General features: G+C 71.3%; 22 protein-coding genes, 1 tRNA gene and 2 pseudogenes. 15 read left to right on the top strand and 10 right to left on the bottom strand.

The genetic code is table 11. From position 1 onward, the window contains the following. Window positions 1-66: 66 nt before the first annotated feature. A pseudogene (locus ABT116_RS25875) lies at window positions 67-672 on the top strand (glycosyltransferase); the annotation flags it as partial. On the opposite strand, the gene ABT116_RS25870 reads toward ABT116_RS25875, so the two are convergent. After that, the gene (locus ABT116_RS25870) at window positions 605-1,396 is read right to left on the bottom strand and encodes a hypothetical protein (protein WP_351638271.1); all 792 of its coding nucleotides are present in this window, start codon (window positions 1,394-1,396) and stop codon (window positions 605-607) included. The pseudogene ABT116_RS25875 and the gene ABT116_RS25870 overlap by 68 nt on opposite strands. A 47-nt stretch (window positions 1,397-1,443) precedes the next feature. Between ABT116_RS25870 and ABT116_RS25865 the strand changes: the two genes are divergently transcribed. Beyond that, window positions 1,444-1,632 carry a DUF5703 family protein gene (locus tag ABT116_RS25865; RefSeq protein ID WP_010045410.1) on the top strand — a complete coding sequence of 63 codons (189 nt, stop codon included), beginning with the start codon at window positions 1,444-1,446 and terminating at the stop codon, window positions 1,630-1,632. 80 nt (window positions 1,633-1,712) lie between these two features. On the opposite strand, the gene ABT116_RS25860 is transcribed toward ABT116_RS25865, so the two are convergent. The 3 genes from ABT116_RS25860 to ABT116_RS25850 all read right to left on the bottom strand — a co-directional run bounded on the left by ABT116_RS25860 (window position 1,713) and on the right by ABT116_RS25850 (window position 4,431). After that, complete coding sequence (locus tag ABT116_RS25860) at window positions 1,713-2,591, bottom strand: chaplin (RefSeq protein WP_351638267.1); 879 nt, start codon at window positions 2,589-2,591, stop codon at window positions 1,713-1,715. A 131-nt stretch (window positions 2,592-2,722) separates the two neighbouring features. Further along, window positions 2,723-2,956 (bottom strand): chaplin ChpH, encoded by a 234-nt coding sequence (gene chpH, locus ABT116_RS25855; RefSeq protein WP_030608446.1) that lies wholly within the window; start codon window positions 2,954-2,956, stop codon window positions 2,723-2,725. Window positions 2,957-3,105: 149 nt separating this feature from the next. After that, a complete protein-coding gene (locus ABT116_RS25850; RefSeq protein ID WP_031108618.1) occupies window positions 3,106-4,431 on the bottom strand; it encodes a M20/M25/M40 family metallo-hydrolase in 1,326 nt (441 codons plus the stop codon). A 196-nt stretch (window positions 4,432-4,627) separates the two neighbouring features. Here ABT116_RS25850 and ABT116_RS25845 point away from each other — a divergent pair. After that, window positions 4,628-4,712, top strand: a tRNA-Leu gene (locus tag ABT116_RS25845). Between the two features lie 63 nt (window positions 4,713-4,775). Continuing rightward, window positions 4,776-5,150: a YchJ family protein gene (locus tag ABT116_RS25840; protein WP_351638256.1), complete on the top strand. Its 375-nt coding sequence runs from the start codon at window positions 4,776-4,778 to the stop codon at window positions 5,148-5,150. A 6-nt stretch (window positions 5,151-5,156) separates the two neighbouring features. Here the strand turns inward: ABT116_RS25840 and ABT116_RS25835 are convergent, their stop codons facing one another. Continuing rightward, window positions 5,157-5,858 carry a FadR/GntR family transcriptional regulator gene (locus ABT116_RS25835; protein ID WP_351638250.1) on the bottom strand — a complete coding sequence of 234 codons (702 nt, stop codon included), beginning with the start codon at window positions 5,856-5,858 and terminating at the stop codon, window positions 5,157-5,159. Between the two features lie 138 nt (window positions 5,859-5,996). Here ABT116_RS25835 and ABT116_RS25830 point away from each other — a divergent pair, with 138 nt between their 5' ends. The 4 genes from ABT116_RS25830 to ABT116_RS25815 are packed head-to-tail and all read left to right on the top strand — an operon-like array spanning window position 5,997 to window position 9,794. Next, a complete protein-coding gene (locus ABT116_RS25830) occupies window positions 5,997-6,515 on the top strand; it encodes a gluconokinase (protein ID WP_351638246.1) in 519 nt (172 codons plus the stop codon). Window positions 6,516-6,572: 57 nt separating this feature from the next. After that, a complete protein-coding gene (locus ABT116_RS25825; RefSeq protein ID WP_351638240.1) occupies window positions 6,573-7,970 on the top strand; it encodes a GntP family permease in 1,398 nt (465 codons plus the stop codon). Between the two features lie 10 nt (window positions 7,971-7,980). Then, the gene (locus ABT116_RS25820) at window positions 7,981-8,745 is read left to right on the top strand and encodes an SDR family oxidoreductase (protein ID WP_351638235.1); all 765 of its coding nucleotides are present in this window, start codon (window positions 7,981-7,983) and stop codon (window positions 8,743-8,745) included. 17 nt (window positions 8,746-8,762) lie between these two features. After that, window positions 8,763-9,794, top strand: coding sequence for an L-idonate 5-dehydrogenase (locus ABT116_RS25815; RefSeq protein ID WP_351638229.1), 1,032 nt, complete (start codon window positions 8,763-8,765; stop codon window positions 9,792-9,794). Between the two features lie 75 nt (window positions 9,795-9,869). On the opposite strand, the gene ABT116_RS25810 is transcribed toward ABT116_RS25815, so the two are convergent. From ABT116_RS25810 to ABT116_RS25795, 4 genes are all read right to left on the bottom strand, one after another. Further along, entirely contained in the window at window positions 9,870-10,493 is a 624-nt protein-coding gene (locus ABT116_RS25810) for a cytochrome b/b6 domain-containing protein (RefSeq protein ID WP_351638226.1), read from the bottom strand. Next, the gene (locus ABT116_RS25805) at window positions 10,477-11,202 is read right to left on the bottom strand and encodes a molybdopterin-dependent oxidoreductase (RefSeq protein WP_351638274.1); all 726 of its coding nucleotides are present in this window, start codon (window positions 11,200-11,202) and stop codon (window positions 10,477-10,479) included. Before ABT116_RS25805 ends, ABT116_RS25810 begins: the two co-directional genes overlap by 17 nt. Window positions 11,203-11,313: 111 nt before the next feature. Further along, window positions 11,314-12,849, bottom strand: coding sequence for an APC family permease (locus tag ABT116_RS25800; protein ID WP_351638224.1), 1,536 nt, complete (start codon window positions 12,847-12,849; stop codon window positions 11,314-11,316). Between the two features lie 35 nt (window positions 12,850-12,884). Beyond that, the gene (locus ABT116_RS25795; RefSeq protein WP_351638221.1) at window positions 12,885-13,835 is read right to left on the bottom strand and encodes a hypothetical protein; all 951 of its coding nucleotides are present in this window, start codon (window positions 13,833-13,835) and stop codon (window positions 12,885-12,887) included. Between the two features lie 364 nt (window positions 13,836-14,199). Here ABT116_RS25795 and ABT116_RS25790 point away from each other — a divergent pair, with 364 nt between their 5' ends. The 4 genes from ABT116_RS25790 to ABT116_RS25775 are packed head-to-tail and all read left to right on the top strand — an operon-like array spanning window position 14,200 to window position 16,429. Continuing rightward, window positions 14,200-15,105 carry a DMT family transporter gene (locus ABT116_RS25790; protein ID WP_351638219.1) on the top strand — a complete coding sequence of 302 codons (906 nt, stop codon included), beginning with the start codon at window positions 14,200-14,202 and terminating at the stop codon, window positions 15,103-15,105. 45 nt (window positions 15,106-15,150) lie between these two features. After that, a complete protein-coding gene (locus ABT116_RS25785) occupies window positions 15,151-15,666 on the top strand; it encodes an NUDIX hydrolase (protein ID WP_351638214.1) in 516 nt (171 codons plus the stop codon). 38 nt (window positions 15,667-15,704) lie between these two features. Further along, complete coding sequence (locus ABT116_RS25780; RefSeq protein ID WP_104778612.1) at window positions 15,705-16,097, top strand: YidH family protein; 393 nt, start codon at window positions 15,705-15,707, stop codon at window positions 16,095-16,097. Then, on the top strand, window positions 16,094-16,429 hold the full coding sequence (locus ABT116_RS25775; protein WP_351638204.1) for a DUF202 domain-containing protein: 336 nt from the start codon (window positions 16,094-16,096) through the stop codon (window positions 16,427-16,429). Before ABT116_RS25780 ends, ABT116_RS25775 begins: the two co-directional genes overlap by 4 nt. Window positions 16,430-16,483: 54 nt before the next feature. Here ABT116_RS25775 and ABT116_RS25770 read toward each other — a convergent pair whose 3' ends face one another. Next, complete coding sequence (locus tag ABT116_RS25770) at window positions 16,484-17,428, bottom strand: NADP-dependent oxidoreductase (RefSeq protein WP_351638198.1); 945 nt, start codon at window positions 17,426-17,428, stop codon at window positions 16,484-16,486. Between the two features lie 198 nt (window positions 17,429-17,626). On the opposite strand from ABT116_RS25770, the gene ABT116_RS25765 reads away from it, so the two are divergent. The 3 genes and pseudogenes from ABT116_RS25765 to ABT116_RS25750 all read left to right on the top strand — a co-directional run. Continuing rightward, window positions 17,627-18,661: a phosphotransferase family protein gene (locus ABT116_RS25765; protein ID WP_351638191.1), complete on the top strand. Its 1,035-nt coding sequence runs from the start codon at window positions 17,627-17,629 to the stop codon at window positions 18,659-18,661. 5 nt (window positions 18,662-18,666) lie between these two features. Then, window positions 18,667-19,881: an acyl-CoA dehydrogenase gene (locus ABT116_RS25760; protein ID WP_351638185.1), complete on the top strand. Its 1,215-nt coding sequence runs from the start codon at window positions 18,667-18,669 to the stop codon at window positions 19,879-19,881. A 1,116-nt stretch (window positions 19,882-20,997) separates the two neighbouring features. Then, window positions 20,998-21,148: pseudogene (locus ABT116_RS25750) on the top strand (alpha/beta hydrolase); the annotation flags it as partial.

Here is a 21,148-nt window from a genome sequence, read left to right as displayed (position 1 = left end):
ACGGCATCCGGCTGCTCACGGTCTCGCCGTCCGACGAGTCCCTCGAGTCCGTCTTACGATCATCTGATGCGACCAGCAAGACTCCCCGACGGCTTCGGCATTCGGTTGGACCCCAAGGTGCGCACGTACTCGGGCGGCCGGGTGCTCATCGGCGGCTCTCCGACACGGATGCTCAAGCTGGCTCCGACGGCTGCGGCGATGATCGGTGACGGCTTCCTCGAGGTGGTCGATCAGCAGAGCGCTGCGGTTGCTCGGCACCTCCTCGATTCAGGCGTTGCGAATCCTCGTCCGATGTCGACGCCGTCCGCTGCCGATGTCACCGTCGTGATTCCGGTCAAGGACAATCAGGCCGGCGTCGAACGGTTGCTGCCCGTCCTCAAGGATCTGACCGTCATCGTTGTCGACGACGGTTCGGAAGTGCCGGTGGAGCCCCGTCGCGCCTGCCCGGGCACCGGCACCATCACAGTAGTGCGGCACGAGAGCGCCCGCGGACCATCGGCAGCGAGAAACTCGGGATTGCGTTCGGCCCAAACACGTTTCGTAGCTTTCCTCGACTCCGACGTCATACCGCGTGCCGGTTGGCTCGAGTTGATGTTGGGCCACTTCAGCGATCCAGGGGTTGCCCTTGTTGCACCCCGCATCGTCGCCCTCGATCCGTACGGGACGGCGCTGGCGCGGTACGAGAACATGCGATCGTCGCTCGACCTCGGACGCAAGGAAGCTGCGGTGAAGCGTCCTCGTCCAGGTCGCCGGCGAGCTCGTCCTCCAGACCGTCGTCGTCGTCGACGTCGTCGATCTCGTCGTCGAAGACGGCGCTGACGTCGAAGCGGCAGACCACCTGCTGCGGATCGACCTGCTCGAAGGGCGCCTCCAGCCACTCGCCGGGATCGGCCGGTTCGTCCGCCGCCGTCACCCAGAGCGTGGAGTCGCCCTCCTCCAGCCCGAACTCCTTGTGCCGGGAGGCGATCTCGTCGGGCTCGAACTCGCCGAACAGCAGCCCGAGCGCGCCGTGGACCGTCCCGGAGGCCGGGGAACCGTCATCGCCCTCCGCGGCCTCGATCCGCTCTGCCTGCGCCAGCAGGCGCTGCGGTTCGGAGACGGCGTAGTCACGACGGATCAATACGCTCAGCGCGTTGGGTTCCTCGGGGCCCGTGTACGGGGGCAGCGCGTCCTCCGCACCGGGGATCTCGAAGGGCGTGACCTCGTCGTAGCGGTCGTAGAGCAGTTCGTCGTACACCTCTGCGGCCGCGGCCAGCTGGTTGAACGCCTCGAACACGGCCGGGTCGTCCTCCCCCGACCTGCGTTCGACCGCGGCCAAGTGGCGGTCGAGCGCGGTCTTGACCGCCTCGGCGGCGGCGCGTACCTCGGCAGCGGTGGGCTGCGCAGCATCAGACATAGTGCAGACGCTATCCGTACCGGGGCCCAGCCCGCACAATAGATGCGATGCCGGAATACGAATTTGTCGACGTGTACGTGCCGCGCGGGGTCTCCCGCAAGGAAACGGCACGTCTGCTGACGGACCACGCGGAGTACGGACACTGGGAATTGCACCGTCTGAGCCTGCTGCGCGACGGCAGCCGCAAGGTGCGGTTGCGCCGGCGGATCATCCGCCAGGTGCGGGCCACGTGGTGAGCGAGGACGGGGCACGGGAAGAAGGCACATGACGGAACGGGCCCCGCGTCTGCGGGGCCCGTTCCGTTTTTGCGGGCGTGTCAGGCCGAGGCGCGTCCCTTGCGGTAGAGGACCGCGCCCGCGAGCAGCGCGCCCGCGCCGGCCGGCAGGGCCAGGCCGAGCGGCAGGTCGCTGCCGGTGCTGGCGAGCTGGGACTCGCCGTGGGGCTGGGTGACGAACCGGCCGCCCGGCTTGTTGCCGTGCGAGGAGCCGCCCGGGGTCTCGCCGCTCGTGGAGGGCGGAGTGTCCGGAGTACCGGGGTGACCGGGGTGACCGGGCTCACCGGGGTGGCCGGGGTGGCCGGGGTTTCCAGGGTTGCCGGGTTCACCCGGGTTACCAGGGTTGCCCGGGTTACCGGGGTTACCGGGGTGACCAGGGTTCCCGGGTTCGCCCGGATTACCGGGGTTGCCGGGGTTGCCGGGGTTCCCAGGATTGCCCGGGTTGCCCGGGTGCCCCGGGGTTTCATGGCCGCCGCCACCGTTCGAGCAGTCGTTGCCCGTGCTGGGGTTGGCGACGCCGATGACGTCGACACTGTTGCCGCAGACGTTCACCGGCACGTGGACCGGCGCCTGGACGTGGTTGCCCGAACCCACGCCGGGCGAGTCGGTGGCGTGCCCGCTCGCGTGCGAGCCGCCGTGGCCGCCCTGGCTGCCGTGGCCGCCCGACGACTTACCACCGCCCTTGTTGGCGCACGAGTTGCCCACCGACGGGTTGAGCACACCGACGACGTTGACGGTGTTCCCGCACACGTTGACCGGCGCGTACACCGGCGCCTGCACCGAGTTTCCGGAGAGCACGCCGGGTGAGCCCGACGCCGAGCCCTGGGCGCCCGAGTCGGCGTGGGCGGAGCCGCCCGCGGCGGCGATCACGCCGGTCGCGGCCGCCACGGTCATCAGACCCTTGCGGGTGACCTGTCGCATTTACTGAATACCTGCCTTCGACCCTGTCTCGAATTCTTCTCGAATTCCCCGAAAGAAGCGTTCGGTCCCGGAGCGCATGGCACGCACTCCGGGACCGATGGCTTTGGACTCCCCTCAGCGAGGGGAAAGCATCACTTGTTGATGCAGGTGTTGCCGAAGGCGGGGTTCAGCAGCCCGATCACGGAGACCGTGTTGCCGCAGACGTTCACCGGGACGTGAACGGGCACCTGGACAACGTTGCCGGACAGGACGCCCGGGGAGTGCACGGCGGCACCCTGAGCACCCGAGTCGGCGACGGCCAGGCCCGCGCCCGCGAGAACCAGCCCACCGGTGGCAGCCGCAGCAGCGACGACCTTCTTGATCATTATTCCTCCTAGTTGGCAAAGCGACCCATCTTGCGATCGCATTACCTGTAACGAGGAGGGAGTAATGAGGCTACGAGCTTATCGTCGCATTCACTCTTCCCAGTCGATTCCGTACGCGCGAGCGAATACCGGCGTTTCGCAGGGGTGGTTCAGGACAGGTCGATGAAGCGGTCGAGCACCCGGACGCCGAACTGCAGGCCCTCCACCGGCACCCGCTCGTCCACGCCGTGGAACATGCCGGCGAAGTCCAGCTCCGGCGGCAGCTTCAGCGGCACGAAGCCGAAGCCCCGGATGCCCAGGTCGTCGAAGGACTTGGCGTCCGTCCCACCCGAGAGCATGTAGGGGATCGCCTTGGCTGTCGGGTCCTCGGCCAGCAGCGCGGACTGCATCGCCCCCACGAGCGCCCCGTCGAAGGTGGTCTCGACGGCCTTGTCGGCGTGGACGTCCTCGCGGCGCACGTTCGGGCCGAGGATGCGGTCGAGGTCGGCGAGGAACTCCTCCTCGTGGCCGGGCAGGAACCGTCCGTCGACGTGGGCGGTCGCCTCGCCCGGGATGACGTTGACCTTGTAACCGGCGCCGAGCTGGGTCGGGTTGGCCGTGTTGCTCAGGGTCGCGCCGATGAACTTGGCGATGCCGCCGAGCCTGACGAGGGTCGACTCCATGTCCTCCGGGTCGAGTTCGGTGCCGAGCGCGTCCCCGAGCTCGTCGAGGAAGGCCCGGGTGGTCTTGGTCACCCGCACCGGGAACTTGTGCCGTCCCAGCCGCGCGACGGCCTCCGACAGCTCGGTGATCGCGTTGTCCCGGTGGATCATCGATCCGTGCCCGGCGGTACCGGCCACGGTGAGCTTCATCCAGTGCATGCCCTTCTCGGCCGTCTGGATCATGTAGAGCCGCCGCTGCTCGCTGACGGTGAACGAGAACCCGCCCACCTCGCTGATCGCCTCGGTGACGCCCTCGAACAGCTCGGGATGCTTGCGCACGAGGTGCTTGGCGCCGTAGGTGCCGCCCGCCTCCTCGTCGGCGAGGAACGCGAGGACGATGTCGCGCGGGGGCTTGCGCCCGCTGCGCAGCCGGTCGCGGACGACCGCGAGGGTCATCGCGTCCATGTCCTTCATGTCGACGGCCCCGCGGCCCCAGACGCAGCCGTCGGCGACCTCGCCGGAGAAGGGGTGGTGGGTCCAGTCGTCGGCGTTGGCCGGGACGACGTCGGTGTGGCCGTGGATGAGGAGCGCGGGCCGGGAGGGGTCCTCGCCCTCGATCCGGGCCACCGTGGAGGCGCGGCCCGGGTGGGACTCGAAGATCTGCGGTTCGAGTCCGACCTCGGCGAGCTTCTCGGCGACGTACTCGGCCGCCTTCCGCTCGCCCGGACCCGAGTGGTCGCCGTAGTTGCTGGTGTCGATCTGGATCAGCTCGCGGCAGAGGTCCACGACCTCGTCCTCGCCGGTGACGCTCCTGGCCGTGTCCGTCTCGCTCACGTGCTTCCTCCCGGTGTCACTGCTGGTGGGTCCCCCTCATCCTCCCTCTCCCCGGCCCGCACCCCAAGAGCGCTCCCGGCCCGTCACACGCCGTTCACGCCTCGCCCGGGTGCGGACGGGGGGTGATCGGCCACCCCGGAAAGCCTGGTAATGTTTACGTCGTCGCCGCGGGGAGAACCCACGCGACAGACACCTTGTCCGGGTGGCGGAATGGCAGACGCGCTAGCTTGAGGTGCTAGTGCCCTTTATCGGGCGTGGGGGTTCAAGTCCCCCCTCGGACACATGAGGCTGAGGGCCGCGACCGCGAGGTCGCGGCCCTCAGGCGTTTCCGCGGAAAGGTGACCATGACCAGCCGTTCCTGCCCGTGCGGGCTCCCCGAGGCCTACGAGGCCTGCTGCGGCCGGTTCCACTCCGGGGCCACCGCGGCGCCGACCGCTGAGGCGTTGATGCGGTCGCGGTACTGCGCCTTCGTGAAGGGGGACGCCGGGTACCTGCTGCGGACCTGGCATCCGCGGACGCGGCCGGGGCAGCTGGAGCTGGATCCGGGGATGCGGTGGACCGGGCTGGAGATCCTTGGCGCGAGCGGCGGCTCGGCGTTCCACACCACCGGCACCGTGGAGTTCCGGGCGTCGTACCGGGGCGGGTCGCTGCACGAGCGAAGCCGGTTCGAGCGGGTCGACGGGGCCTGGGTGTACGTCGACGGGGACTTCCCGGCGTAGCCGGGGCTACGGCGCCAGGATGTCGAGTTCCTGGAGGGCGCCGACCGTGATCTCGCGGGTCAGTTCCTCCGCGCGGGCGGCGTCGCCCGAGCGGACCGCCTCGGCGACCTGGACGTGCAGGGTGACGGCGGCCGGGTCGGGGTCCTCGAACATCACGTCGTGCTGGGTGCGGCCGGTCAGGACCTCGGCGACGACGTCGCCGAGGCGGGCGAACATCTCGTTGCCGGAGGCTTCCAGGACGACGCGGTGGAACGCGACGTCGTGCAGGAGGTAGCCCTCCAGTTTGTGGCCGCGTGAGTGGGCGACCATGCCGAGGGCGCACTCCGTGAGCTCGGCACACTGCTCGGACGTGGCGTGCCGGGCGGCGAGGCCGGCCGCGACCGGTTCGATGGCCGAGCGCAGCACCGTGAGGGACCGCAGCTGCCGGGGCCGGTCCGCACCGGCCAGGCGCCAGCGGATGACCTGCGGGTCGTAGACGTTCCACTCGGATTTGGGGCGGACCGTCACGCCGACGCGGCGGCGGGACTCGACCAGGTACATGGACTCCAGGACGCGGACCGCCTCACGCATCACGGAGCGTGACACGTCGAAACGCTGGGCGAGCTCGTCGGTGCGCAGGACGCTGCCCGGCGGGTACTCACCCGCCGTGATCTCGGGGCCGAGGGTGTCCAGTACATGGCCGTGCAGCCCCCGGCCCGGTGTGCTCATGCACTCAGCGTACGGGGTAGATCACGGAGACAAAAAGTCAGACTTATTGATGACGAGCTCTTGAATTCGTCGTACCTAATGGGTTTCAGTTGCGTCGACATCACGTGTCGACCTCGGACAGCAGACAGTGAGGCAGCGATGAACACCCCCCACGTCGTCGTGGTCATGGGCGTAGCGGGCACCGGCAAGACCACCATCGGTCCCCTGCTCGCGGCCCGGATCGGCGTTCCCTACGCCGAGGGCGACGACTTCCACCCCGAGGCCAACATCGCCAAGATGTCGGCCGGTACTCCGCTCACCGACGAGGACCGCCTGCCGTGGCTCGACGCCATCGGCGTGTGGGCGCACGGGCGGGCCGGGCTGGGCGGGGTGGTCAGCTGCTCGGCACTGAAGCGGTCGTACCGCGACCGGCTGCGGGCCGCCGCACCCGGCGTGGTCTTCGTGCACCTCGCCGGTGACCGCGCGCTGATCGAGGACCGGATGTCGCACCGGCAGGGGCACTTCATGCCCACGGCGCTGCTCGACTCCCAGTTCGCCACGCTCCAGCCCCTGGAGGCGGACGAGGCGGGGATCGAGGTGAACGTCTCGGGCAGCCCGGAGGAGATCACCCGGCGGGCGGCGCTCGCCCTGGAGGACCTCCCCGAACCCGTCCAGTAGCCCCTGGCGGCCGCTTCCCCCCCTCCCGTACTCCCCCAACGCAAGGGAACCCACCCCGTGACCAGACTCAGCGTCGAGATGCTGGCAGCGGACGCACCCGAGCCGATCACCTCGGCCGGCCACGCTCAGCTGGGCATCGCCGTCCTGGCGGGCATCGCCGTCATCGTCCTGCTCATCACGAAGTTCAAGCTGCACGCCTTCCTGTCCCTGACCCTCGGGTCGCTGGCGCTCGGCGCGATCGCCGGGGCGCCGCTGGACAAGGTGCTCACCAGCTTCAGCACCGGCCTCGGCACCACGGTCGCCGGCGTCGGTGTGCTGATCGCCCTCGGGGCGATCCTCGGCAAGATGCTCGCCGACTCCGGAGGAGCCGACCAGATCGTCGACACCATCCTGGAGAAGGCCGGTGGGCGGTCGATGCCGTGGGCGATGGTGCTGATCGCCTCCGTGATCGGACTGCCGCTGTTCTTCGAGGTCGGCATCGTGCTCCTGATCCCGGTCGTACTGATGGTCGCCAAGCGCGGCAACTACTCGCTGATGCGCATCGGCGTCCCGGCGCTCGCGGGCCTGTCCGTGATGCACGGCCTGGTGCCGCCGCACCCCGGTCCGCTGGTCGCCATCGACGCCGTCGGGGCCGACCTCGGCGTGACGCTGGCGCTCGGCGTCCTGGTCGCCATACCGACCGTGATCATCGCCGGCCCGGTGTTCTCGAAGTACGCGGCCCGCTGGGTCGACGTCCCGGCCCCCGAGAAGATGATCCCGCAGCGCCCCTCCGAGGAGCTCGACAAGCGCCCCGGCTTCGGTGCCACGCTCTTCACCGTGCTGCTTCCGGTGATCCTCATGCTCGCCAAGGCGCTGGTCGACATCGTCGTGGACGACCCCGAGAACCCGGTGCAGCGCGTCTTCGACGTCATCGGCGCCCCGATGATCGCCCTGCTCGCCTCTGTGCTGGTGGGCATCTTCACGCTGCTGCGGCCGGCGGGGTTCTCCAAGGAGCGGCTCTCCCCGCTCGTGGAGAAGAGCCTCATGCCGATCGCGGGCATCCTGCTGATCGTCGGCGCGGGCGGCGGCTTCAAGCAGACGCTGATCGACACCGGTGTGGGCCGGATGGTGCTGGACATCTCGAAGGACTGGGCCATCCCGGCGCTGCTGCTGGCCTGGCTGATCGCGGTGGTGATCCGCCTCGCGACGGGTTCGGCGACGGTGGCGACGGTGTCGGCGGCCGGTCTGGTCGCCCCGCTCGCGGCCGACATGTCGACCACGCACGCCGCCCTGCTCGTCCTCGCCATCGGTGCCGGCTCGCTCTTCTTCAGCCACGTCAACGACGCCGGGTTCTGGATGGTGAAGGAGTACTTCGGGCTGAGTGTCGGCCAGAACATCAAGACCTGGTCCGTGATGGAGACGATCATCTCGGTGGTCGCCGGTGGTCTGGTCCTGCTGTTGTCCCTCGTGATCTAGGAGTGCGGCGATGACGGCTCACCCCCTCTTCGACATCGGCGGCCGTACGGCCCTGGTCACCGGCTCCAGCCGGGGCATCGGACTCGCCCTCGCGCGCGGTCTGGCGGAGGCCGGCTGCACTGTCGTGCTGAACGGACGCGACGAGGAGCGGCTCGCCGAGGCCGCCGCCGGGCTGCCGGGCGACCGGGTGCACACGGCCGCGTTCGACGTGACCGACGGATCATCGGTGGCCTCGGGGGTCGCCGAGGTCGAGGAGCGGGTGGGCCCGCTCGACATCCTCGTCAACAACGCCGGCATGCAACTGCGCGCCCCGCTGCTGGAGTTCGGGGAGTCCGACTGGCACCGGATCCTGGACACCAACCTGACCAGTGCCTTCCTGGTCGGCCGGGAGGCGGCGCGCCGGATGACGGAACGCGGCAACGGGAAGATCATCAACATCTGCTCGCTGCAGAGCGAGGTGGTGCGGCCCGGGATCGCGCCGTACGCCGCCACCAAGGGCGCGCTGAAGATGCTCACCAAGGGCATGTGCGCGGACTGGGGGCCGTACGGGGTGCAGGTCAACGGGCTGGGCCCGGGCTACATCGAGACCGAGCTGACCCGACCGCTGGTGGAGGACGAGGAGTTCAGCGCCTGGGTGCGGCGGCGCACCCCGGCCGGGCGGTGGGGCCGTACGCAGGACCTGGTGGGCGGGGTGCTGTTCCTCGCCTCCCCCGCGGCGGCCTTCGTCAGCGGGCAGGTGCTGTATGTCGACGGCGGTATGACGAGCGTGCTGTGACCTGCCGGGAGGCTTCGATGCTGGGTTGTGTGATCCACGGTCAGGGCGATCTGCGGGTGGCGGAGCTGCCGGTGCCGGAGCCCGGGCCGGGGCAGGCGCTGATCGCCGTGCGGTACGGCGGGGTGTGCGGGTCCGATCTGCACTACTGGCGGCACGGCGGGGTCGGTGACTTCCGGCTGCGGGAGCCGATGGTGCTCGGGCACGAGGTCGTCGGGACGGTTGTGGAGTACGGCCCCGGTGCCGCGGGCCCGGCTCCGGGTACCGCCGTCGCCGTGCATCCGGCGACCCCGTGCGGGGTGTGCCCGGAGTGCGCGGCCGGGCGGCGCAACATCTGCCGCGACACCCGGTACCTCGGGAGTGCTGCGCGGTTTCCGCATGTGCAGGGGGGTTTCGCGGATCGGGTGGTCGTGCCGTCCGGGCAGGTGCGGGCGTTGCCGGACGGGCTGGAGCTGCGGCGGGCGGCGCTGGCCGAGCCCTTTTCGGTCGCTCTGCACGCGGTGCGGCGGGCCGGGGAGGTGGCGGGGCGGCAGGTGCTGGTGACGGGCGCCGGGCCCATCGGGTGTCTGGTGGTAGCGGCGGCGAAGGCGGCCGGGGCGGCGCACGTCACGGTCTCGGATCTGCTGCCCGAGGCGTTGGAGTACGGGCGGATCGCCGGGGCCGGGAGTGCCGTACGGGCCGATGATCCTGATGGCCGTGGGTGGCCGGACGAGGTCGATGTGGCCATCGAGGCGTCCGGGGTGGCCGCGGGGCTGGACGCGTGTCTGCGGCGGGTGCGGCGGGGTGGGGTCGTCGTGCAGCTGGGGATGTTGCCGGCGGGGCACAGTCCGTTCGCGGGGAACCTGGTGGTGAGCCGGGAGATCGAGCTGCGGGGGGCGTTTCGCTTCGACGGTGAGTTCGACGACGCGTTGGCTCTGCTGGCCGGGGAGTCGGCGTTCGACGGGCTGATCAGTGCGGTGATTCCCGTGGGGGAGGCCGAGTCGGCGTTTGCGCTGGCCGCTGACCGGAGCCGGTCGTGCAAGGTGCTGTTGGATTTCTCCCCTTCGCCGTAGGGCTGTATGTCGTCGCGCGGGTGCGGGTGCGTCGTGGTTGTTCGCGCAGTTCCCCGCGCCCCTGAGGTGCGAGAACTACGGGCGCCACAGAGGGTGCTCTCGGTCTGCCCACTCTCTGGTCACCTTGCCTGAGCGCATGCCTCTTCTCGATTCCGGGTCCGCCAGGGCCATGCCGATGTGGCCGGCCAGGACGATGCCGATGGTGAGGGCCAGCCAGTCGTGGACGAAGGTGGCGCTGGTGCGCCAGAGCAGGGGGGTGAGGTGGGTGAACCACATCATCAGGCCCGTGGCGAGCATGACCAGTGTGGCGCCGGCGATCCAGGCGGCGTAGAGCTTCTGCCCGGCGTTGAACTTGGCCGCGGGGCGGGACGCGCGGCGTTTGTCGCGGTGCAGGGCGGCGCGCAGCCAGGTGCGGTCGTGCGGGCCGAAGCGGTTGAGGCGGCCGAGGTCGGCGCGGAACGCCCGGGAGGCGAGGGCGGCCAGGACGGGGACGGGCAGGGCGAGGCCCGACCACTGGTGCAGGGTGACGACCAGGGCGCGGCGGCCGACGAGTTCGGCGAGCTGGGGGATGTAGAGGCAGGCCGCGGTGATGATGCAGATGCCCATCAGCGCGGCCGTGGTGCGGTGGGTCCAGCGCTGCAGCGGGGTGAAGCGGCGCACGTCGGCCGTGGCCGGCGGTGTGTCAGCTCGTAGGGGCATCGTCGCGTCCGTTCGAGCGGCCCACCCAGGCGTCGACGTCGTAGCCGCGCTCCTCCCAGTAGCCCGGCCGGACCTCGTCGGTGACGGTGATGCCGGAGAGCCATTTGGCGGACTTGTAGAAGTACATGGGCGCCACGTAGAGGCGGACCGGGCCGCCGTGCGAGTGGCCGAGGTCCTTGTCCTGCATGCGCAGGGCGACCAGGACGTCCGCGCGGCGGGCCTGGGCGAGGGTGAGGCTCTCGGTGTACGTGCCGTCGAAGCAGGTGAAGCGGACGGCCTTGGCCGTGGGGCGGACCCGGGCGGCGTCCAGGAGCCGGGACAGGCGTACGCCCTCGAAGGGGGTGTCGGGGACGCGCCAGCCGGTGACGCACTGGACATCGCGGACCATGCGGGTCTGGGGCAGGGCCTTGAGGTCGTCGAGGGTGTAGGTCGTGGGGCGGTCGACCAGGCCGTCCACGGTGAGGCGGTAGTTGTCGGCGTTCTTGCGCGGGACGGACGAGGCGACCGAGTAGTAGCGGAAGCCGCCGCCGTTCGGGAGCAGGCCGGTCAGGCCGGTGGGGTCCTTGTCGGCCGCTCCGCCGAGGAAGCCCTCCAGGCCGCGTTGCAGCGGGGGCGCGGCGACCACGCCCGCGGCGCCCAAGGCGAGGGTGCCGAGGAAGACGCGGCGGCCGATCGGGGTGCCCCGCTCTTCGGGGTGCTCGTCGTTCACACCCTTGGGTACGTCCTGGTTCACGTACTCATTCGAACACCCGCGGTCCCGGCAGGACAGGGATCGCGGGTGCTCGTCAGATTTCCGTAACCACTTCTTACGCGGGCCGCGTCAGGAGGAGGCGGCCTTGTCCAGCTGGAACGCCTCGTTGCCGAGGCCGATCCGGGCGTGCTTCTCGGGGGCACGGGCGCGCAGCACCAGGCCGAGGACCACTCCGGCGAGCGCGGCGAGGCCGATGATGCCGGGCAGCACCCAGCTCAGCGAGGAGTCGGGGCCGGCGCCGACCAGCACCTCGAAGTCCTTCACCGTGTAGCCGGCGATCACCAGCAGGGCGATGCCCGCCAGCGCGGACGTGACCAGCCGCCAGGCCTGGGCGCCTGCGGCACCGCGGCGGACGAAGAAGACGACGACCGACAGGGACGCCGCCGCCATCAGCACGATCACGCCGAGGGCGCCGATGTTGCCGAACCAGGTGAACAGCTGCAGCACGGGCGCGGTCGGGTCGCCGGCCGGCTTGTCGTCGGCGATCGCGAAGGCGGCCACGACCACCACGGCCACGACGGTCTGGAGCAGCGAGCCGGTGCCGGGGGCGCCGCTGCTGCCGCTGGTGCGGCCGAAGGCGGCGGGCAGCAGGCCCTCGCGGCCCATGGCGAAGGCGTAGCGGGCGACGACGTTGTGGAAGCTGAGCAGCGCGGCGAACATGCCGGTGACGAACAGGATGTGCAGGACGTCCGTGAAGGTGCCGCCGAGTCGGGACTCGGTGAGGAAGAACAGCAGCCCGGCGCTCTGCTTCTGGGCCGTGCCGACGATGGCGGAGGGACCGGTGGCCACGGTGAGGGCCCAGCTGCTCAGCGCGAAGAAGACGGCGACCCCGGCGACGGCGAGGAACATCACGCGCGGCACCAGGACGTGCGGGCGGCTCGTCTCCTCGGCGTAGACCGGGGCCTGCTCGAAGCCGAGGAACGCGGCGATGCAGAAGCCCAGCGCGGTGCCGACACCGGCGCCGGTGAGGGTGTCGGGGTTGAAGGCGTGCAGCGACAGGCCCTCCTTCCCGGGGTCGGCGATCGCGGCGATGTCGAAGACCACGACGAGGAGCACCTCGATGACCAGCAGCACGCCGAGCACGCGGGCGTTGACGTCGATCTTGAGCCAGCCGAGCAGCCCGACGGCGAGCGCGGCCACGAGCGCCGGTATCCACCAGGCGATCTGCACGTCGGCGTAGGTGGCGAGGAGCCCGGAGACCTCGAAGCCGAAGATGCCGTAGATGCCGACCTGGAGCGCGTTGTAGGCGACGAGGGCCACCAGGGCGGCGCTCGCGCCCGCGGTGGCGCCGAGGCCGCGGCGGATGTAGGCGTAGAAGGCGCCCGCGTTGTGGACGTGGCGGCTCATCTCGGCGTATCCGACGCTGAACAGGATCAGGACGACGCCGAGGACGACGAAGAGCAGCGGCTGGCCGACGATGCCCATCACCGCGAATGTAGTGGGCATGACACCCGCGACCACCATGAGCGGGGCGGTCGCGGCGAGGACGGAGAGCAGCAGGCCCCCGGTGCCGAGCCGGTCGGCCCGCAGGGCGCGCTCCTGCCCCTTGAACGTACTGATGCCGCCGGGGGCGGAGGTGTTCGTGTCCGGACTTTCCGTGGTCATCGGGGGAGCGTCCTCACTCTTTCGGGTCGGGGGTGTCAGGCCGTGCCGAGCGCGGCGGCGCGGGCGGCGGCGAAAGCGGTGTGCGGGTCGCGGTCCGGGTACGCCCAGGGAGCCGGGGTGGCGTGGCGGCCGATCCGGTGGAACAGGGCGGCGGCCTCGGCGCCCCGCCCCTCGCAGAACTTGGCGTGGGCGAGGAAGTTCAGGTCGATCAGCCGCCGCGGGTGCCCCTCCAGCTCCCACTCCAGCCACCAGTCGAAGGCGGCCTTCATGACCTGCCGGGCGCGGCGGCCCGTCCAGTGGCCGGAGGCGGCCGGGTCGGCGGGTTCGTGCCCGGCGGCGGCCAGCACCCGGTAGCGCTCGGCGTGTGCGATGACCGGCAGGATCGCGAGCGGTGAGTCTGCGGGTGCCTGTTCGGCGGCCCAGTTGGCGAAGTCGTAGACCTCGTGCAGCGGGTCCGGGCCGGCCTCGGAGCGGCGGCCGGCGAGCCGGGCGACCATCAGATGGTGGGCGTGGTGGTGGTCGGTGTACCGGCCGCGGACCGCCTCGAAACTGCGGACGGCGTCCTCGTCGCTGCCGATCGCGCACTCCAGCAGGAGCAGGCCCAGCCAGGGAGTGGGGTCGGCGGGGGCCCGGACCGCGGCGGTACGGCACGCCTCACGGGCGCGGTCGGGCTTGGTCTTGCCGTGCAGGGCGCGCCGGACCTCGGCGAGGGCGAGGAGCACGGAGGCGTCGGCGGACTCGGGTTCGGCCAGCAGCCACTCCCGGGCCCACGCGGCGCAGGAGGACTCCCGGGCGAGAACCGTGACGCGGTGGCCGCGCCGGTCCCAGTCGTCCCCGGTGTGCACCAGGAGGGAACGGGCGTTCTGCCAGCGGCCCTGGGCCAATGCGGTGCGCGCGGCCACGAGATCGGCGTCGTCGAGGGCCTCGTCGAAGGCCTGCGCCGCACGTCTGCGGCCACGGCCGAGGGGAGGCGGGGGTGGGGACACCGCGGAACTTCCTCACGCGCTCTTCTGGTGTTTCGGCTCACGGCGGCAGAAGGAGCGCGTATGTGCGCATCGCCATGGGCTGATCACGCACAGCCAACCCCCAGCCAATGGTCGCCGTCAAGGGTCGCCAGGGCGTTACACGCGTCAACTGCCGCCACTTGTGAGGGTTTTGTGATCCAGGAGGTGTGTGGGGTCGGTGTGACCCGCATCCGATTTTTCCGTTACGTCCTTTGTGACGCACGTCATAGCGTCGGCTGTCGGCGCCCCCGACGATGGCATGACGTACGGGCGCGCCGGGTGGAGCCGGCCGGTACAGTCGGCCCCTACGCAACCGTGACCCGACCTGACGATCGAGGTACACCGCGTGTCGGTTCTAGTCCTGGCGCTCGCCCTGGGTGCCGCCTGCTGTCTCGGCTTCGGCTTCGTCCTCCAGCAGAACGCGGCTCAGCGGGCCCCACTGAGCGATTTCCTCTCCTTCCGGCTGCTGCTCGACCTCGTGAAGGTGCCCCGCTGGCTCGGCGGCATCGCGCTGATGGTGGTCGGCATGGGCCTGGGCGCCGCCGCGCTGGGGCAGGGTGAGCTGTCACTGGTGGAGCCGCTGCTGGCGACGAATCTGCTCTTCGCGCTGGCGCTCTCCCGCAAGCAGAGCCGGCAGCCGCTGGGCCGCCAGGGCTGGGCGGGCCTCCTCCTGCTGGCCGGCGGTGTGACCGCGTTCATCGTGGCGGGCCGGCCGGAGGGCGGCGCGGCGACGGCCGATCCGGTGCGGCAGTGGCTGATCATCGGGGTGATGGTCGGGCTCGCCCTGCTGCTCACGACCCGCGGCAAGCGGTCCCGGCTGAGCTCGGGCCCGGTGCTGCTGGCCCTGGCCGCCGGGCTGCTGTACGGCGTGCAGGACGCGCTGACCAGGGTCAGCGGGCAGAAGGTCTCCGACGGCGGCTTCGCCGAGTTGCTCACCGGCTGGGAGCCGTACGCGGTGCTCGCGCTCGGGGTCACGGGGCTGGTCCTCGTGCAGAGCGCCTTCGAGACCGCGTCCCTGCGCAAGTCGCTGCCCGCCCTGACCGCGGCACAGCCGCTCGCCGGGATCGTGTGCGGCGTCGGCTTCCTGGGTGACCGCCTGCGCACCGACGCGGTGGCTCTGAGCTGGGAGGCCGGTGGCCTGCTGGCCGTCGTCGCCGGGATCGTGCTGCTGGGCATGCATCCGGCGATGCCGCACGGGGCGCCGGAACGGGCCCGGGTGAACGCACCCGCGGTGAGCCCGGCCTCACCCTGAGGGCCCTTGCCTCGCCGGCCCCCCATGCGCTGCTTGGATGAGGGCATGAGCGCTGCTGACGAGATCCTCGACATCGTCGACGAGAACGACCACGTCATCGGACAGTCCCCGCGCGGCGAGGCCTACGCCCTGGGCCTGCGTCACCGTTGCGTCTTCGTCCAGGCCCGGGACGCCGAGGGCCGTGTCTTAGTGCACCGGCGCACCCCGACCAAGCTGGTCTTCCCCTCCCTGCACGACATGTTCGTCGGCGGAGTCGTCGGCGCGGGCGAGTCCTACGACGAGGCGGCCCTGCGGGAGGCCGAGGAGGAACTCGGCGTGACCGGCCTGCCGCAGCCGCGGCACCTCTTCACGTTCCTTTACGACAACGGCTCCGGCCGGACCTGGTGGTCGGCGGTCTACGAGGTCCGCTGCGAGCTCCCCGTGCAGCCGCAGGTCGAGGAGGTGGCCTGGCACGGCTTCCTGCCCGAGGCCGAAATCGAGCGGCGCCTGACCGACTGGGAGTGGGTGCCGGACGGGCTCGCGGCGTACGAGCGGCTCAAGGCGTTCCGGGCGGCCGGCTGAAGAGGGCCGGGCGGGGCTCCCCGGGTAGGGTCGCGCACGTGATCGAGTTCGTACGGAACGTCCGGTTGTGGTTCGCGCCCGCTGAGGTCAGGGAGGACGGCGAGACGCCCGACTACCGGTTCTCGCTGGCGAACGAACGCACCTTCCTCGCCTGGCTGCGCACCGCGCTCGCACTGATCGGCGGCGGTTTCGCCGTGGACCAGTTCCTGCCGGACCTGCGCTGGGGCTGGCGGGTCGGGCTGGCGCTGGCGTTGCTGGCCGCGGGCGTGCTGTGCTCCCTGCGGGCGGTCAACCACTGGGTGCGCTGCGAGCGGGCCATGCGCCGCGGTGAGGACCTGCCGGTGTCCCGGTTCCCGGCGCTGCTGAGCCTGGTCGTCGCGGTCGTGGCCGTCGCCATGGTCGTGGTGGTGCTGGTGGGGTGGGAGGGGTGAGCGTGCCGGCGGCGCGGCAGCGGGACCCCGACCGCGATCCCGGACTGCAGCCCGAGCGGACCCGGCTCGCGTGGCGGCGCACGACGCTGTCGGGCACGGTCGTCGCCGTGCTCGCGGTGAAGACCGTGCTGCACGGCGGGGCCTCGGCGGCCGGGGTCGTCGCCTGCGCCGTGTGCTGTGTGCTCTGGCTGGGCTTCCTGAGCGTCGCCCACCGGCGTATCCACACCCTCGCGGCCGCCACGAGTCCCGCGGCGTTCGCGCCCCGGCACGCGGCGGCCGCGGTGCTGTGCACGGTGGCGATGGCGGTGTGCGGCGCGGCCCTCGTCCTCTGAAGCACTCCGAGGTTCCGGTTCCTCTGAGGCACTGCGAGGTTCAGGTTGCGGCCCTCACTCCTGCTCGCTCTCCCAGTCCACCGTCACGACGATCTTGCCGCGGGTGCGGCCCTCCTGGTTCAGCCGGTGCGCCTCGGCGGCCCGCTCCAGGGGGAACGTCTCGTCGACGTGCACGCTGACCACGCCCTGCTCCGCCAGGTCGGCCAGGCGCTGGAGGTCCTGGGCGTCGGGGCGGACGAAGTAGTAGCGGCCGCCGTAGGTCACGACGTCGTTGTCGGCGATCGACGCCAGGCGGCCCTCGGGCGCCAGCAGGTTCGCCGACACCTTCAGAGCGTCGCCGCCGACGGTGTCGAACACCGCGTCCACGCCCTCCGGGGCCAGTCCGCGCACCCGCTCGCCCAGGCCCTCGCCGTACACCACCGGCTCTCCGCCGAGGCCCCGTACGAAGTCGTGGTTGGACTCGCTCGCCGTTCCGATCACCCGGGCGCCGAGGTGGACGCCGAGCTGGACGGCGATCGAGCCGACGCCGCCGGCCGCGGCATGCACCAGCACGGTCTCGCCCCGTTTGACCTGGAGCACCTTGACCAGCATCTGGTAGGCGGTGAGCCCGACCAGCGGCAGCCCGGCCGCCTCCTCGAAGGAGAGGTTGCGCGGCTTGCGCGCGAGGGTGCGCAGGGGCGCGGCCACGTACTCGGCGAAGGTGCCGCGGGAGAGGAAGTCCTCGCGCACGTAGCCGATGACCTCGTCCCCGACGTCGAACTCCGAGACGGCCACGCCCGGCCGCACGACGACGCCCGAGACGTCCCAGCCGGGCACCACGGGGAAGACGGGGGCGAGGATCCCGTCGAGGTAGCCCTCGCGGGCCTTCCAGTCGACGGGGTTCACGGCCGCCGCCCGCACCTTCACCAGCACCGCGTCGGGGCCGACCTTCGGGTCGCGCACCTCCCCGAACGCCAGCACCTCGGGACCGCCGTACCGTGAGTAGCTGATGGCCTTCATGGCTTTGACCTTCCGGGCTCGCCGGGCGGCGCGCAAGCCGGATGACCTGAACGAACCGGCCGAAACCTCCCCGGCCGCCCCGCGGGAGGAGCCGTCGGCCTATCGTGGCTCCGATCACGTTTCGGTCCCGCTCTGGACGACATACCGACCGGTCGGCATCATGAGTCGGGAACTGTTCACCGCCCGTAGGAGCGACGCATGAGCCCCGACCATCCGCCCGGACTGGATCTCGAACGGTTGCGCGACCTGCTCGACCGCGAGCGGCCCGGCCTGGTGAACGGCCCGCTGTCCGGCCGGCTGATCGAGGGCGGACGGTCGAACCTCACCTACGCGGTCTCCGACGGCGCGTCCCGCTGGGTCGTGAGACGGCCGCCGCTCGGCCATGTCCTGGCCACCGCGCACGACATGAAGCGCGAGCACCGGGTCATCAGCGCACTGCACCCGACCGCCGTGCCGGTTCCGCGGCCGGTGCTGCTGTGCGAGGACGAGGAGGTGCTCGGGTCGCCGTTCTACGTCATGGAGTTCGTCGACGGCACCCCGTACCGCACCGCCGACCAGCTCGCCCCGCTCGGGCCGGAGCGGACCCGGGGCGCGGTGCTGAACCTCGTCGACACGCTGGTGGAGCTGCACGCGGTCGACCCGGGCAAGGTGGGTCTGGCGGACTTCGGACGGCCCGAGGGCTTCCTGGACCGGCAGCTGCGGCGCTGGGGCAAGCAGCTGGACGCCTCCCGCAACCGCGACCTGGACGGCATCGACGAACTGCACGCCGCCCTCGGGCGCGAGCTGCCCCACTCCCCCGCCCCGGCCGTCGTGCACGGCGACTACCGGCTCGACAACGTCCTCATCGGCGAGGACGACCGGATCAAGGCCATCCTCGACTGGGAGATGTCGACGCTCGGCGACCCGCTCACCGACCTCGGCCTGCTGGTCATGTACAGCATGCCGCTCGGCATGCCCGACTCCCCCGTCTCCACGACCGCCGAGGCGCCCGGGCACCCGGCGCCGTCGGAGCTCATCGAGCGGTACGCCGCGCGCTCGGGGCGCGACGTCTCCGCGGTCTCCTGGTACACGGCGTTCGCCTGGTTCAAGCTCGCCGTGATCCTCGAGGGCATCCACTACCGCTACACGCTGGGCCAGACGGTCGGACGCGGCTTCGACCGCATCGGCGACCTCGTCCCCGTCTTCGTCCGGCACGGACTGACCACGCTCCACGAAGGCCTCCAGGAGGGCTGATCCACATGGACTTCGCTTTCGACGCGCGCACCGAAGAGCTGCGCGCCAAGCTCCTCGCCTTCATGGACGAGTACGTCTACCCGGCCGAGGCCGTCGCGCACGAGCAGCGCGAGCGGCTCGACTCGCCGTGGGAGACCGTGCCCGTGGTCGAGGAGCTCAAGGCCGAGGCCCGCAGGCAGGGCCTGTGGAACCTCTTCCTGCCGGACTCCGAGTACGGGGCCGGGCTCACCAACCTCCAGTACGCGCCGCTCGCCGAGATCATGGGCCGTTCCCCGCAGCTGGCGCCGACCGTGACGAACTGCGCGGCGCCCGACACCGGGAACATGGAGGTGCTCACCCAGTTCGGCGACGAGCAGCAGCGCAAGCAGTGGCTGGAGCCGCTGCTCGCAGGCGAGATCCGCTCGGCGTTCGCGATGACCGAGCCGGACGTGGCCTCCTCGGACGCCACCAACATCACCACGCACATCGAGCGGGACGGCGACGAGTACGTCATCACCGGCCGCAAGTGGTACATCTCCGGGGCGATGCACCCCGACTGCAAGATCTTCATCGTGATGGGCAAGACCGACCCGGACGGGGAGGACATCCGCCGCCAGCAGTCGATGGTGCTGGTGCCGCGCGACACCCCGGGTGTCACCATCAAGCGGGCCATGCAGGTGTTCGGGTACGAGGACCACTACCACGGCGGTCACGCCGAAGTGACCTTCGACCACGCGCGCGTGCCGGTCTCGAACCTGGTCGGCGAGGAGGGCGGCGGCTTCGCCATCGCGCAGGCGCGGCTCGGCCCCGGGCGGATCCACCACTGCATGCGGCTGATCGGCATGGCGGAGCGGGCGATCGAGCTGATGTGCCGACGGGCGGTGTCCCGGAACGCGTTCGGGAAGTCGCTGGCCCAGCAGGGTGTGGTGCACAACTGGATCGCGGACGCGCGCGTGACGGTGGAGCAGCTGCGGCTGCTGGTGCTGAAGACCGCGTGGCTGATGGACACCGTCGGCAATCGTGGTGCGCACACCGAGATCCAGTCGATCAAGATCGCCACGCCCCGGGCCGTGGTGGACATCCTCGACCGGGCGATCCAGTTGCACGGTGCCGGCGGGGTGAGCCAGGACTTCCCGCTGGCGGAGCTGTACGCCGGGGCGCGGACGCTGATGATCGCGGACGGGCCGGACGAGGTGCATCAGCGGTCGCTGGCGCGGCGGGAGTTGAAGCGGTACGTGTGACGTGCCACGGGCGGTGGGGGTTCGCCCCCGCCGCCCTGCTCGCTCCTCACGGGCGGGAGGAGCACACCGGGTTGTGGGCGGGGTGTGAAACTTCGCACGGTCTCGTGAACGGCCGTTCGGGTAGGGAGGACGCTTCGCGGGGTGTCCCGCGCCGGACTCGCTCCTCGTCGCATCCTGCGCGAGTCCGGCGGTTGCACCACGCACCCGGACTGCGGGACGGTGCACCGAGACAGTCCTCGTCCGTCTTCGCAGAGTGAGGTGTGGGTCACGCGTAGGGGCCCCGTACATGACTTCTTCCCCGGCCGGGCCCCGCACCGGTGCGGTGAGCACGGTGAGCGTCGCCTCCGCCCCCTGTCCGGTGGTGGCCCTGGACGCGGACGGGCACATCGCGGAGCTCAACGACGCGGCCCGTGATCTGCTGCCCGCCGCCCGTATCGGGCAGCCCCTGTCCTCCCCGGCCTGGCTCGTCACCGCCGACCCCACTCGGCGGGCCCCCGTCAGCGGGGAGGTGGGCGACCGGTCCTTCTCGGCGCACCCGTCCGTCCTGGCGGGCGGCGGCACGGCCTGGTGGCTGATGAAGGAGACCGCCTACCGCTCCGCGGTGGAAGAGCTGGCGGCCGAGCGCGGACGCACCCGGTTCCTCACCGAGGCCTCGACCGCCCTGCTGGCCTCCCTGAACCTCGAGCGGTGCATGGAGGTGACGGCCCGCCTCGCCACCGAGCATCTGGCCGATGCCGCGCTGGTCATCGCGCCCACCGCCGCCAGGACCCTGCCGGTGGTCTCCTGCGACCACCGGGGCGAGCTCACCCACGGCACGGTGTCCGGGGCGCCGGACACCGTGCCGGGCCTCGCCGAGGCTCTGCGGGGCTTCCCGCCGGTTCCCTCGCGGTGGATCGACCCCGCGACGGCCCCGGACTGGCTGATCCCGCCGGGGCTCGGCGAGGTCGGCTCGCTGGTGCAGCGACGAGCAGCGGGAGCGCACCGCCGAGGACATCGCCCACATCGTCAGCTTCCTGACGGCCGCCCTGTACGTGGACGCCGACGAGGTCTCCGGCGGCTTCCTCGTCTGGACCTCCGAGGTGCTCACCGCCCGCGATGTCCCGGCGCGCTCACTGCTGCCGTGCCTGGACCTGCTTCAGGAGCAGCTGCACGACTTCCCGCGGTGCGCCCGGCTCCTCGAAGCCGGGCGGCGCGGCGCCCATCGTCGTGGTCGGCACCACCCGGGACCCGGCGACCCCCTACCGCTGGGCACGGGCCCTGGCCGGTC

The sequence above is a fragment of the Streptomyces sp. NPDC002130 genome (genome assembly GCF_040296465.1).
Classification (GTDB): Bacteria; Actinomycetota; Actinomycetes; order Streptomycetales; family Streptomycetaceae; genus Streptomyces.
This window is presented reverse-complemented; position numbering and strand designations above follow the sequence as displayed.

Bases quoted from the DNA above. Each gene is read 5' to 3' on its own strand.
- ABT116_RS25870 (WP_351638271.1), bottom strand. From the start codon at position 1,396: ATGTCTGATGCTGCGCAGCCCACCGCTGCCGAGGTACGCGCCGCCGCC.
- ABT116_RS25865 (WP_010045410.1), top strand. From the start codon at position 1,444: ATGCCGGAATACGAATTTGTCGACGTGTACGTGCCGCGCGGGGTCTCC.
- ABT116_RS25860 (WP_351638267.1), bottom strand. From the start codon at position 2,591: ATGCGACAGGTCACCCGCAAGGGTCTGATGACCGTGGCGGCCGCGACC.
- chpH (WP_030608446.1), bottom strand. From the start codon at position 2,956: ATGATCAAGAAGGTCGTCGCTGCTGCGGCTGCCACCGGTGGGCTGGTT.
- ABT116_RS25840 (WP_351638256.1), top strand. From the start codon at position 4,776: ATGACCAGCCGTTCCTGCCCGTGCGGGCTCCCCGAGGCCTACGAGGCC.
- ABT116_RS25835 (WP_351638250.1), bottom strand. From the start codon at position 5,858: ATGAGCACACCGGGCCGGGGGCTGCACGGCCATGTACTGGACACCCTC.
- ABT116_RS25830 (WP_351638246.1), top strand. From the start codon at position 5,997: ATGAACACCCCCCACGTCGTCGTGGTCATGGGCGTAGCGGGCACCGGC.
- ABT116_RS25820 (WP_351638235.1), top strand. From the start codon at position 7,981: ATGACGGCTCACCCCCTCTTCGACATCGGCGGCCGTACGGCCCTGGTC.
- ABT116_RS25815 (WP_351638229.1), top strand. From the start codon at position 8,763: ATGCTGGGTTGTGTGATCCACGGTCAGGGCGATCTGCGGGTGGCGGAG.
- ABT116_RS25810 (WP_351638226.1), bottom strand. From the start codon at position 10,493: ATGCCCCTACGAGCTGACACACCGCCGGCCACGGCCGACGTGCGCCGC.
- ABT116_RS25800 (WP_351638224.1), bottom strand. From the start codon at position 12,849: ATGACCACGGAAAGTCCGGACACGAACACCTCCGCCCCCGGCGGCATC.
- ABT116_RS25785 (WP_351638214.1), top strand. From the start codon at position 15,151: ATGAGCGCTGCTGACGAGATCCTCGACATCGTCGACGAGAACGACCAC.
- ABT116_RS25770 (WP_351638198.1), bottom strand. From the start codon at position 17,428: ATGAAGGCCATCAGCTACTCACGGTACGGCGGTCCCGAGGTGCTGGCG.
- ABT116_RS25765 (WP_351638191.1), top strand. From the start codon at position 17,627: ATGAGCCCCGACCATCCGCCCGGACTGGATCTCGAACGGTTGCGCGAC.
- ABT116_RS25760 (WP_351638185.1), top strand. From the start codon at position 18,667: ATGGACTTCGCTTTCGACGCGCGCACCGAAGAGCTGCGCGCCAAGCTC.